Here is an 11,915-nt window from a genome sequence, read left to right on the forward strand (position 1 = left end):
CTGGTGAGCGGAGACTTGTCGATGACGGACTTGACGTTCGACGTGGCCAACGGTTCTTCACGGCAGATTGCGGACGCCGATAGCCGGGATGAGCATACGTTCCGTGCGGAGAACGGCGCTCATGTGTCCAGCACTCCTCGCCCGGCGCTCAGGATTCCGAGAATCGCCGTTCAAGCCTTCTGCGACACCCCGGATATTGCCGCGGCCCTGGAAAGCGCCGCGAAAGACCGGCTGATGCATCGTGCCCGTGTCAGCTGCCATATGGGGGGTATCACCGCTGCCATCAGGCAGTATCAGCAGACGCCGACACCCAACCTCGTGATCATCGAGAGCGGCTCCGCGGGTGACGCCTTTCTGACGCACTTGGATCAACTCGCGCAGGTCTGCGATGCCGGCACGCGCGTTCTGGCGATCGGCTATACGAACGACATCACCTTTTACCGCGAACTCCTCAAGCGAGGGGTCAGCGACTACCTATTGGCTCCGGTTTCCCCTGTTGATCTCATTGCCTCGATTTCAAGAATTTTCGAAGAGCAGAGTTCGAGCAAGCTCGGAAGAAGCTATGCCTTCATCGGCGCGAAGGGCGGGGTCGGCTCATCCACGATAGCCCATAACGTTGCTTGGACAATCGCGCATCAACTCAGCTGCGATGTTGTTCTGGCGGATATGGATCTGCCCTTCGGGACGGCGGCTCTCAACTTCAATCTTGACGTTGATCAGGGTATTGCCGACGCCATTCAAGATACAGGCCGGCTCGACGAGGTCCTTCTCGACCGTCTGCTGCTGAAGCATGATAATCACTTGAGCTTGCTGGCCGCTCCCGCTCATCTGGAGAGACCCTATGATCTGCCTTCGAATGTCATGGAGCCTCTGCTCGAGGTCGCGCAGGCGAACGTGCCGTTCATGGTCTTGGATGTGCCTCACCAGTGGACCTCATGGACCAGGAACGTACTTGTCGCAGCCGATGACATTGTTATCACAGCGTCCCCGGACCTCGCCAATTTGCGCAATGCCAAGAACCTGGTCCATGTTCTAAAACAAGCGCGCCCTCACGACCCACCGCCGAAGCTCGTCCTCAACCAGGTGGGAATGCCGAAGCGGCCGGAAATTTCACCAAAGGAGTTCGCCAAGTCCCTGCAGATCGAGCCGCTTGCTTGCATTGCATTCGACGCGAGCCTGTTCGGCAATGCCGCGAACAAGGGGAAAGTGGTTGCAGAAACCTCCGGAAAGAGCGCTGCCGCCAAGGCGTTTGCGAACATTGCTGACGCTCTCTCCGGTCGGCACGGATTGAATCGCTCAAGGAAGCGATTGCTCGGACTAGGTTCTTTGATCGGCAAGGTAAAGACGATGTAGCGCGATAAGCAGCGGAGGCTTTTGGACCACATGATGAGCGCGCAGAAAAGCAGCAGACTCGATCGATCCAGGGCCAGACTTGCGGCTCTGATGGAGAACGAGCGTGGACTGTCGGCGATTGAGTTTGCATTGATCGTTCCGCTCTTTGTGATCGGCTTCGTAATGACAGCTGACATCGGCCTTGCCGCCCACCAGCGTATGACGATCGACCACGTCCTGCGTGCCGGGGCCCAGAGCGCCATGATGGATCCGGGAGCCAGCACAGTTCAGACGGTTCTCGAGACCGTTGCAGGGGATACGTTCGCGATCGGCAGCTCCACACCAAGCGGAGGCAAACCGCCTTTGACGTTCACGATTGAGCGCTACTGCGTCTGTCCGAGCAACCAGGGCGCCAAGGTGCTCTGTTCGACCATTTGCACGGGAACGGCTCCGGCCACCTTGGCCTTCTACTCTCTTTCCGGCTCCAGCACCTATACAGGCATGCTCATTCCGAATCTCAGGTTCAGTCCAACTCTCGAGGTGGAGGTCCGTTGACCAGGACATCAGGTCCATTCCTGCGCTTGTCCAACTGCGAGAGCGGATCGACCGCTGCCGAGTTCGCGCTTATTGCGCTGCCTATGCTCCTCCTCATCCTCGGCATCATCGAATTCGGCAGAGGGCTTTATCTCTACAACAGGATGTCTTTTGCAGTGGATCGCGCAGTCCGCATCGGCATAACTCATCCCGAGGCCACCGACCAGCAATTGACCGACGAGGTTCTCGCTGAGTTCGTGACATCCGGAGCAGCGTCAGGTTCAGGGACCTTGAGTGACGTGCGCCCAACCGTCGAGATTACCTTTGTCGATGTTCCGAGTGGCCTCGACTTCAAGGTGCTCTCGGCACGGATGTTGTTCAAGCCATTGATCCCGGACCTGCTTGATAAACAATTCACCCTCGGCGTCACACGACGTATTCCGAAGATCACCTGAGGAATCTGCCTCGGTCAGGTACAAGCTAGATGTTCATTTGCTGGTTGTCGGGGCCGCTGGTGCCGAAAGCGGCCTGCATGAACCGTCGCAGAAATAAACCTGCTGCACAGCTCCCTGATGAACTGTCGTCAGCTGACGCGCGTTCCCGACGACGCTCACGGTCGTGTTGAGGATCTCCCGCCCCTCTCCGTCGAGGACGATCATGTTCGTCGTTCCAACGGATTTTCCCGTCAGGATCAGGGTATATTCGTCGTTCAGTGTCCCGTCGACAACGGCCGGGTTTCCGAGAATGATCGTGCGGGCGGGCTGATCAAACGACAGCAGTTTGGCAAAATCGATCACGACACGCAGGCTAGAGGCATCTGGACTGACCAGCGAGCTTGATCCTTTTCGTGGAGCCGAGATACGGTCGGCCAGCTCGTCGGCGCGCGCCTGTGTGGAGGCGGCTCCAGCAACCACCAGAACGGTCGCGATAACGGCCCTCCAAGACGCACTCAACATCTGAAACTCCCGTTCAGTCACCAGCCTATTCAAACCATGTCTGCCAGCGAGCAGGCAATTAGACCATTTAGCCGATAGAACCCACCCGTCATCTAGGCCATGCGGCCGAATGGACCGGTGGTTACAACGGGCTTTAATGAGCATCTTGCGGTGTCGGGCGGCCGCGCCTTCCGGCAGAGCGGAGGACAGGGCAAGCGAGGACTTCAGTGATGTTTGGCAAGAGAGTTCTGCAGGACGAGCACGTGACACGGGCACCTGTACCTCTGGTCGTTCCCCAGGCTGAGATATCCTCTCACAAGACCAACACTAGAATCCTGCAGGCTCCATCCAACATTGTCCCTCCCAACGCAGAAACAGGATATGGCGTTCGCCCATCGGCATCGCGCAAAACCGAAGAGTACTACTCCCTCAAGGCTCAAGTGTTCGCCGCTCTCATCGAGGCTATCGATGTTGCTCAGCTCGGCAAATTGGATGTCGACCAAGCCAGGGAGGCGATCGGGGACGTTGTCCGGGACATCGTAACTGCCAAGAAGTTCGTATTGTCCATCGTTGAGCAAGATGACCTCCTCCAGGACATCTGCAATGATGTTCTCGGTTATGGCCCGCTCGAACCTCTGCTGGCCCGAGATGATATTGCCGACATTATGGTTAACGGAGCGGATACCGTCTATATTGAAGTGGCGGGCAAGGTTCAGAAGACGGACATTCAGTTTCGCGACAATGCTCAACTCCTGCACATCTGTCAGCGGATCGTCAGCCAAGTCGGCCGGCGGGTGGATGAATCAAGTCCGATCTGCGACGCTCGCCTCTCGGACGGATCCCGTGTCAATGTCATCGCCCCTCCCCTGGCCATTGATGGTCCGACGCTCACGATCCGCAAGTTCAAGAAGGACAAACTTACGCTCAACCAACTCGTGAATTTCGGCACCATCTCGCCTGAGGGCGCTACGGTGCTCGAGATCATTGGCCGCGTCCGCTGCAACGTCATTGTGTCGGGCGGTACGGGCTCCGGAAAAACGACGCTTCTGAATTGCCTGACCCGCTATATCGAACCTGGGGAACGTGTAGTGACCTGCGAGGACGCTGCCGAACTTCAGTTGCAGCAGCCGCACGTCGTGCGGCTGGAGACACGCCCACCGAACATCGAGGGAGAAGGACAGATTACCATGCGTGATCTGGTCAAGAACTGTCTGCGCATGCGTCCCGAGCGTATCATCGTCGGAGAAGTGCGTGGCCCTGAGGCCTTTGACCTGCTGCAGGCCATGAACACCGGCCATGACGGCTCCATGGGAACCCTGCACGCAAACTCACCGAGGGAAGCCATCTCCCGCGTGGAGTCGATGATCACGATGGGCGGCTTCAGTCTTCCGTCAAGGACAATTCGGGAAATGATCGTGTCGTCTGTCGATGTGATTATTCAAGCGGCACGTTTGCGTGACGGCTCACGGCGCATCACGCATATCACCGAGGTTCTCGGGCTCGAAGGAGATGTGATCATCACGCAGGATCTCTTTCTCTACGATATTCTTGGCGAGGATGCACAGGGCAACATCCTGGGCCGGCATCGCTCCACAGGCATCGGGCGGCCCCGGTTCTGGGACCGGGCGCGGTACTATGGAGAAGAGAAGCGTCTCGCCACAGCACTCGACGCGGCTGAGGCATCCAACAAATAGGCTCTCTCCTGAAGTGTGGTGAAGGATGCTGGCCCCGGAATTTACTCCCCTCGTGATCGCTTTGCTGGCGACCTTCTGCGCCGGCGGGATCGTCATTGCCCTCTTCTACTCTTACATCGAGCGGCGCTCGGAGAGCCATAAACGCCTCGCGACGATTGCAGCCCTCGGGAACCCACGAGAGGTCTCCGGCCAATCGTTCAACTCACGCAAGAAGAGCATTGAGAGCACCCTGCGCGAGATCGAAGACGCACAAAAAGCCCAGAAGGCGGCAAAGCCAACGCTTCTTGGACGCATACGCCAAGCCGGTCTCAGCTGGAGTAGCAGAACTTACTGTGCCCTGAGTGTCGGAGCCGGAGCTTTGTGTCTCTTGCTTACCCTTGCCCTGTCGGGGCTGGGGATCCTACCTGCCCTGGGCTTTGCGCTCGCCGGCGGCCTCCTACTGCCCCACCTCTACGTGAGCTTTCGACGCAGTCGCCGGTTCGCGACCTTCTCGTCAGAATTCCCGAATGCAGTCGATGTTATCGTGCGTGGCGTCAAGGCCGGTTTACCGCTCGCTGACTGCCTGAGAATCATTTCACAGGAGGCTCAAGAGCCAGTGCGAGGCGAATTCAAGCTCATTCTGGAAGACCAGACTATGGGACTGCCCATGGAACAGGCTGTGCAGCGCCTGCCGCAGCGTGTGCCGCTGCCGGAGGCCAGCTTCTTTTCCATTGTCATTTCCCTCCAAAGCCGCACCGGTGGAAGTCTCTCGGAGGCACTTGGCAACCTCTCTAAAGTTCTGCGAGAGCGGAAGAAGATGAAGGCAAAGATTAAGGCCGTTAGTTCGGAAGCCAAGACATCGGCTGGGATCATCGGTGCCCTGCCCTTTGTCGTCGCCGGCGCCATCTATCTTACCGCGCCCGCCTATATCGGCCTGCTGTTCTCAACCCTCATCGGCAATATCGTTCTGGGTATATCCGCCTTCTGGATGATGATCGGCATCCTTGTCATGCGCAAAATGATCAACTTCGACTTCTGAGACGCGAAATGGATCTTGGTCTCCTCTCAATGAACCATGACCTGCTCTTGATGGTCTCTGCCGGAATCTCCGTCGCCGCTTCGGTGCTCGTAGTATCCTGGCCCTATTTCTCCCGAGATCAGCTCAGCGCTCGTATGGCGCAGGTTGCGAGTGAACGGGAGCGCATCCGCTTGCGCGAGCGGGCAAGACTCAACCATGCCAAACGGCAATTGTCCTTGAGACAAGAGCCAAGGAAGTTCTTCAAGGAAATTGTCGACCGATTCAATCTCAAAGAGCAGCTCGAAGATGGAGAATTGGTTCGGAAGCTTCGCCTCGCTGGCTACCGCGGACAAGGGCCGGTCGTCACATTTCTGGCCACACGAGCTCTGATGCCTTTGGGGATGTTTCTTCTCGCGACCGTCTACGTATTCATGATTCTGCGCCTTCAGCAGCCGCTCTTCATTAAGCTCGGTATCACCGTGGCTGTCGCATGGATCGGCTATTATGCTCCATGGTTTTATCTGAAGAACAGAATTGTCAAACGCCAGGAAGCTATTCGCCGTTCTTGGCCGAATGCGCTCGATCTTCTGTTGATCTGCGTCGAATGCGGCATGAGCATTGAGAGCGCCCTGCGCAAGGTCGCCGAGGAAATTGGCACACAATGCCCAGAACTGGCCGAGGAACTGAGCCTGACGACCGCAGAACTGTCCTATCTGCAGGACCGTCGCAAGGCTTATGAAAATTTGGCGGAGAGGACCGGCCTAGATGGAGTAAAAGGTGTCGTTACAAGCTTGATCCAGGCTGAGAAGTACGGCACCCCCTTGAGCCATTCCCTCCGTGTGCTGGCTCAAGAGAATAGAGATATGCGCATGAGCGACGCAGAGAAGAAAGCGGCCGCTTTGCCTCCCAAGTTGACCGTGCCAATGATCATGTTTTTCCTGCCGGTCCTCTTCGCTATCATCATCACGCCTGCCGTCATCCAGATCATGGGCGTAAAATAAAGCCCAACTACCGCTGTCTGCTCGCGCCTAGTTCGAAACGAACGAAGGTCCACGGTCGGGGCGATTGGATCGTGGTTTGTCCGCACCCAAATGAAGCGCAAGCCAAGAAAAAGGGCATCAAGCAGTTACTCGACCAGCTTGACAACTTGTCCCATCACAATATCTCGCGTTCCTGCCGCACTGCATGCTGAACCCATTTTGATGGTCGAGTTACCAGTAAAGGTCACCTTGTCGGCTATCACTTGCAGACAATCGTTCGTCGACTCGGAGTTTCCAAGAAACTCGACCGCCGAGCCCGGCAGATAAAGAGCCCCTTGAACTGTCGAGCCAACATTCCCTGTGATCTTGAACACCTCGCCGCAGGTGGTTGGGGACAGATCGCACCGGGAGCTGAAGAACAGGAGACCAGCATAGGGACCTGTCGAAGGTGCAGAGAGATCAAGGAGAGGTCGTCCCGCGAGATCGGCTGTCGCGTCATTGGCAAAGAAGAACGTGACTCTGTCTCCGTGGAGCTCCCCCCCGGTGATCTTGAGTTCCCCTCCATCGATAATGTAGAGCACATCTTCTTTGAATGTGATTGCCCCCTTGAGCGTCAAACCGTTACAGAATCGCATGATGTTTCCAGTCGCCGGAGCAATTGTCACCGGACCATCGAACTTGTTCTTCGCTTCGCACGCCGGAGCTGTGCTCAAGTTCGGCTCCAAGACGTCAGCGTAGGGATCCAGCGTTTTCGGTGCATTCTCCTGGACGCTGGTGCAGACCTTCAAATCGAGAAGATCCGGACTGGGGTTCTTGATGGCAGCCTCTCCAACCGTGCTGATACAATCGGCGGACAGATAAGCCGTTGAGTTGGGCATGTAGTAGGCATCGGGCTGGACAGAGTTCGCTGCAACACTACAGTCCTTCAGAGTTGCCGAGGAACTGCCGGAGACTTCAATCGCCTTCTGTTTGGTCTCGGATAACGCCAGGACGCAGGCTGGAGATCCGCCTTCCAGCTTGGCGACGGCACGGGCCGCAATGCGGATCGGGTCGTCAGAGAAAATCGACGAGAGCATCCGCGGATGTGTTTCGTAGAGATTGACCTCAACTGCCGTGGACTGCTTCGTATAGGCCCCGCTCTGCGGCGGATTGTGGACTGCGAAATTGGTGACGGTTTGCGTTTGTCCTTCAGCGACTTTGACGGGAACGAAGCCAGATATGGTGGCAACCTGCAGCGCTGCCGTCTCAAGACGCATCTGACTGTCGCCAACGCGCTTGCGTATGCCCGCAGCGTGGGCCGCCACATCGGCTGCGTGCTGCAACTTGCGTTGCGTATAGTACCAGTAGCCTGTCTCCGCACCAAGTGCCATCCCGCCGATCAGAATGGGCGAGACAAGTCCCATAACCACCGCGGCGGCCCCGCGGTCGTCGGCTTTCAGCCTACCGAGGCCCGACTTCACGTCGCCAGCCCAGGAGCACAGACGGTTCATAAGTTTCTTTTCGAGCATCATCGGTGCAAGGGGTTGTCAGGAGGGTTGCCGAGGTTTCTCCATATGGTGTCTGATTTGGCCGCGCCACTCCATTCAACTGAATGGCCTAGGCCAGCCATCAGGCTACGACCTTGCTGAGCCATTCAATCTTTTCGCAGGCCCGCCTCGCCTCGCAGCGGACAGCCTCAAGCAGCAGCATCACGTCCTCGCCGGCGAGACAGGCTTGCTCAAGCTTCGTACAGAGCTCCGCTAGCTGAGAGAAACCCAGGAGGGCTGCTTGCGACGTGATTGCATGGGCGTTGTTGGCGATCTGTCGAAAATTCGGCTCACAATCCATGTCGTTGAGGAAGCTGCTCATCAGCTGTTCCTCCAGACGTGTGAGCCAAAGCCCGACGCGGTCCTGACCCATCATATCGACGAAATCCTTGAAGTTCCTTTCGTCAAAGGCATCCGTCTGGGGCTGCATCGCAGCTGTTGAGCCAGTTTCCCTTATCTGCGGCAGCCACTCGCTCAGCTTGCGAAGGAGTTGATCCCGCCTGATGGGCTTACCGATATGATCATCGAAACCGGCCTCCAGGAAACTCCTGATCTGCTGCGGCAGGACATTGGCCGTCATAGCGGCGATAAAGGTCCGGCTATAGGGGTGATCGAGGTCGCGGATGATCTTGGTTGCCGTAATGCCATCCATGCCGGGCATCTGAATGTCCATAAGGATCAAATCGTAGGCTCTCGCTTGAACGGCGGCGATTGCCTCATCGCCGTTTGAAACGAGATCCACCCGGTGACCTGCGCCCTCTAGAAGGATCTTCATGAGATCCTGATTGATCTCGATATCCTCCGCGACGAGTACGCGAGCGGGAGCCACAGCGACAGGCATCTCGCCTTCATACCGCTCCAACGGTATCGACGTGGTGCTTGGCAGTACGAGTTCAATCCAGAAGGTTGAACCTTTCCCGAGCTGGCTTTCAACCCCGATCTCGCCCTCCATTAGTTCCACCAAACGCTTGCTGATGGCCAAGCCCAGCCCCGTTCCTCCAAATTCTCGCCGGACGGATGGATCCACTTGAGAAAACCGCTTGAAAAGGCGTTCGTGCTGCTCTGGTGCAATCCCGATCCCAGTATCAACGACAGCAATGCGGATTCGCTCTCCGCGATCAGTACTGCCTAGATGTCGTGCAACTGCTGTAATATGCCCCTCGCGCGTGAACTTGACGGCGTTGTTCAGCAAGTTGAGCAGGACCTGCCGAAGTCTCGCCTCATCACCTATGAGCAACCTGGGAATTCGCGGATCCAGGTCAACTTTGATTGGAACTCCCTCTTTACCAGCGCCGCTGCTCACGATGGACACCGTATTGTCCACCAGCGCAACCAGTGGGAACGGCTCAAGCTGCAGCTTGATCTGGTCGGCCTCTATGCTCGAGAAATCCAAAATGTCATTTGCCACTGTGAGCAGGGCCGAAGCAGAGACTTGAATGAGGTCGGTATATCGCCGTTGCTTCGGGTTCAGCGGTTCGCCGAGCAGTTGCTCAGTATAGCCGATGATGCCATTCAGAGGCGTTCGGATCTCATGGCTCATGGAGGCGAGAAAGTTCGTTTTGGCCATGCTGGCGCTGTTGGCTTGGCTCAAAGCTTTTTCTGCGATATCCCTGGCCGCCATCAGGTCGCGCTCGCGATCCGTGACAGCTTTTGCCATGCGGTTGAGCGCGCGCTCAAGAAGCCGGACTTCGCCAACCCCCCTGTGGGGGGAGCGGCTGCCAATATCGCCATACTCAAGAGCCTCGGCCGTTCGCACGAGCATCCGCAATGGTTTAAGGATGAGCCATTCAACCCCGAGCATCGCAAGCAGGAGGGATCCACCGATGATGAGAGTGATCAGGACAACTCGGTAACGCAGCGTTTCATTAATAGCCCCGACGACGGAGGCCTCGTTCAGGCCAACAGCCAAGACAGCATCGGTCTCAGGCAGGGGGCGAAAGACGAAGTATCGCGAAATGCCCGACAGATCCGGAACCTCTGCAGCCTCTTGGGAGGACTCAAGAGCCTTCTGAATCATTGGCTTATCGCCGATATAAGTCCCTACGAGATCCAGGTTCGGAGGCTGATGCGCAATCAGATATCCTTTGCGATCTACAACAAGCACCGTGGTTTCAGGGACCGAGCCGAGCGGAACCGGATGGTGGTTCCCAAGAATGTCTACTGTCATTCCAACAGACAGGATTCCGACAGTCTGATTGCCGTCCAACGCGGGTGCTGCAGCTATCATCTGGAGAGCACCTGTCTCTTGATCAGCAGCCAAGTCACTGAGGACGAATCGCTGCTCGCGCAGGGCTTTGACGAAGAACTCCCGCCCAGCCGGATTGAAGGTGCTCGCCGTACTCCGAGCACTGCAAGCTTCACTTCCGTCCGGATTTGACAGACGTAACGAGTGCATCCAGTGATGCAGTGAGATGTAGCGCTGCAGGAATTGCTCACATTCTGCCCCCAAGGAGCGCACCTCGGGTGAATGGCTCAGAAATCGCAAGGCGGCCCGAGCCTCGTCAACGACCTGATTTTGTCGATCCAGTGCGTATGACGCCAGAAGTTCGGTCCGCTCTCGGGTCGCGGTAACAGCCACCCTGCGCTCATTGCTGGCAAATTGGACCAGGGCCGCGCTCAAAGGCGCGAGGGCGGCGATACCGATCAGAAGAAAGCGCCACAGGAGACTGTTCCGATCGAGCCACCGAAGCCGCAACCGTGCTCGCATGGTGATCCTCTGGGGGCAGGAACGCTTGCGACTATCAGCCACCGAGCAAATTGCGCTTGCGGTTCGGATAAGGGCGCGCACCTGCAACAGCGGCTGCGGCGCGGTTATTCACACCGAAGTAGCGGAAGATGGCTGCCATGTGGATCTTGACAGTGCCCTCTCCAAGGCCGAGGGCCAGCGCAATCTCCTTGTTGCTCTTGCCTCGGATCAAAAGATCGAGCACGTCCTGCTGACGTGGTGTCAGCGGTGGAGCAGTTTTCGAGCCATCAGGGAGCGCAGCCTCGGAGGGCTCTTGGACCATTGGCTGCACTGGCATGGACGAAATATCGGCCAGCGATGCGGGAACATATATTCCGCCATCAAAAACGGTCTTAAGGGCCCCTGCTAGGTCTTTGATGCTCAAACTCTTGGGCATATAGCCATGGACGCCCGCTTCGAGAGCCAAAAGGATGTCCCTACGCGAACTTGAGCCCGAGATTACGGCGATTCGGGTATCAGGAAAACACTCTCGAACCGCCCGCAGATTTGCAGGGGTTCGCATTCCTGGCATGGAGAGGTCAAACAGAGCAGTCGAAATGCTGGCATTTTCGCTCAAGCAGTCCAACGCCTCATCGAGCGACGCCGCCTCGACAACATCTGCAAATCCGAACTGGCGGTTAAGAATTGTCCCAACTGCCATGCGGAAATACGCATCATCATCCGCCACCAGACCGACGCGCCCCGACGAACTCATAACTCTGCCCCCACAAAGAAATCGTCCGACCGTTAACCGAAGAACTGCACTCCATTCTTGGCATTATTCTGGCTCGATCGTGCCCCATCGACCTCAATATGAAAATACCACACCGATCCCGATCGAACACAGCAAAACCCGGCAAACAGCCCAACCGCTTATTCCTATACTATAGCACCAAATTGTCGCCTATATGTAAATCTACTTAGTTTTTACATGGTTAAGCTGCCCTGCTTATCTGCAGTACCCTTAGGTTAGTATTCCTGCGACCGCATCATTTGCTTAGCATTACCAAAGAAACCCTAGTGGCTTTTCCAGATTGGGGTCTGCCTTCATGAGCGACCGCAACTTGCTCAGGCACCGTCGACACTACCCGACCCGCGCTCGCTCTGGCTTGGACGCATTCCGGTGACCGGACATGGGTTCAGGTCGTGGGAACAATTGATCGACTCCTTCACACGGAGATACAATCATCCA

At 56.8% G+C, this 11,915-nt stretch carries 10 protein-coding genes; 6 read left to right on the top strand and 4 right to left on the bottom strand.

The window, feature by feature from the left end:
- Positions 1-21 precede the first annotated feature (21 nt).
- The 3 genes from JO965_RS15320 (at position 22) to JO965_RS15330 (ending at position 2,321) form a co-directional block, all read left to right on the top strand.
- Positions 22-1,353, top strand: coding sequence for an AAA family ATPase (locus tag JO965_RS15320; protein WP_203439734.1), 1,332 nt, complete (start codon positions 22-24; stop codon positions 1,351-1,353).
- Between the two features lie 90 nt (positions 1,354-1,443).
- Positions 1,444-1,887: a TadE/TadG family type IV pilus assembly protein gene (locus tag JO965_RS15325; protein ID WP_203439735.1), complete on the top strand. Its 444-nt coding sequence runs from the start codon at positions 1,444-1,446 to the stop codon at positions 1,885-1,887.
- A complete protein-coding gene (locus JO965_RS15330) occupies positions 1,884-2,321 on the top strand; it encodes a TadE/TadG family type IV pilus assembly protein (RefSeq protein ID WP_203439736.1) in 438 nt (145 codons plus the stop codon). Before JO965_RS15325 ends, JO965_RS15330 begins: the two co-directional genes overlap by 4 nt.
- Before the next feature lie 33 nt (positions 2,322-2,354).
- Here the strand turns inward: JO965_RS15330 and JO965_RS15335 are convergent, their stop codons facing one another.
- On the bottom strand, positions 2,355-2,822 hold the full coding sequence (locus tag JO965_RS15335) for a pilus assembly protein N-terminal domain-containing protein (protein ID WP_203439737.1): 468 nt from the start codon (positions 2,820-2,822) through the stop codon (positions 2,355-2,357).
- Between the two features lie 209 nt (positions 2,823-3,031).
- On the opposite strand from JO965_RS15335, the gene JO965_RS15340 reads away from it, so the two are divergent.
- The 3 genes from JO965_RS15340 to JO965_RS15350 are packed head-to-tail and all read left to right on the top strand — an operon-like array spanning position 3,032 to position 6,493.
- The gene (locus JO965_RS15340; RefSeq protein ID WP_203439738.1) at positions 3,032-4,495 is read left to right on the top strand and encodes a CpaF family protein; all 1,464 of its coding nucleotides are present in this window, start codon (positions 3,032-3,034) and stop codon (positions 4,493-4,495) included.
- A 25-nt stretch (positions 4,496-4,520) separates the two neighbouring features.
- Positions 4,521-5,513 carry a type II secretion system F family protein gene (locus JO965_RS15345; protein ID WP_203439739.1) on the top strand — a complete coding sequence of 331 codons (993 nt, stop codon included), beginning with the start codon at positions 4,521-4,523 and terminating at the stop codon, positions 5,511-5,513.
- A gap of 8 nt (positions 5,514-5,521) precedes the next feature.
- Positions 5,522-6,493 (top strand): type II secretion system F family protein, encoded by a 972-nt coding sequence (locus tag JO965_RS15350; protein ID WP_203439740.1) that lies wholly within the window; start codon positions 5,522-5,524, stop codon positions 6,491-6,493.
- Between the two features lie 125 nt (positions 6,494-6,618).
- On the opposite strand, the gene JO965_RS15355 is transcribed toward JO965_RS15350, so the two are convergent.
- From JO965_RS15355 to JO965_RS15365, 3 genes are all read right to left on the bottom strand, one after another.
- Entirely contained in the window at positions 6,619-7,983 is a 1,365-nt protein-coding gene (locus JO965_RS15355; protein WP_203439741.1) for a pilus assembly protein TadG-related protein, read from the bottom strand.
- Positions 7,984-8,080: 97 nt separating this feature from the next.
- Positions 8,081-10,705, bottom strand: coding sequence for an ATP-binding protein (locus tag JO965_RS15360; protein WP_203439742.1), 2,625 nt, complete (start codon positions 10,703-10,705; stop codon positions 8,081-8,083).
- 34 nt (positions 10,706-10,739) lie between these two features.
- Positions 10,740-11,438, bottom strand: a complete 699-nt coding sequence (locus JO965_RS15365) for a response regulator transcription factor (protein ID WP_203439743.1) — start codon at positions 11,436-11,438, stop codon at positions 10,740-10,742.
- Between the last annotated feature and the right edge of the window lie 477 nt (positions 11,439-11,915).

The sequence above is a fragment of the Microvirga sp. VF16 genome, assembly GCF_016864375.1.
GTDB lineage: Bacteria > Pseudomonadota > Alphaproteobacteria > Rhizobiales > Beijerinckiaceae > Microvirga.

Excerpts from the sequence above, each read along its gene's own strand:
- JO965_RS15365 (WP_203439743.1), bottom strand. The coding sequence starts at position 11,438 with ATGAGTTCGTCGGGGCGCGTCGGTCTGGTGGCGGATGATGATGCGTAT.
- JO965_RS15350 (WP_203439740.1), top strand. The coding sequence starts at position 5,522 with ATGGATCTTGGTCTCCTCTCAATGAACCATGACCTGCTCTTGATGGTC.
- JO965_RS15325 (WP_203439735.1), top strand. The coding sequence starts at position 1,444 with ATGGAGAACGAGCGTGGACTGTCGGCGATTGAGTTTGCATTGATCGTT.
- JO965_RS15335 (WP_203439737.1), bottom strand. The coding sequence starts at position 2,822 with ATGTTGAGTGCGTCTTGGAGGGCCGTTATCGCGACCGTTCTGGTGGTT.
- JO965_RS15320 (WP_203439734.1), top strand. The coding sequence starts at position 22 with ATGACGGACTTGACGTTCGACGTGGCCAACGGTTCTTCACGGCAGATT.
- JO965_RS15340 (WP_203439738.1), top strand. The coding sequence starts at position 3,032 with ATGTTTGGCAAGAGAGTTCTGCAGGACGAGCACGTGACACGGGCACCT.
- JO965_RS15355 (WP_203439741.1), bottom strand. The coding sequence starts at position 7,983 with ATGATGCTCGAAAAGAAACTTATGAACCGTCTGTGCTCCTGGGCTGGC.
- JO965_RS15360 (WP_203439742.1), bottom strand. The coding sequence starts at position 10,705 with ATGCGAGCACGGTTGCGGCTTCGGTGGCTCGATCGGAACAGTCTCCTG.
- JO965_RS15345 (WP_203439739.1), top strand. The coding sequence starts at position 4,521 with ATGCTGGCCCCGGAATTTACTCCCCTCGTGATCGCTTTGCTGGCGACC.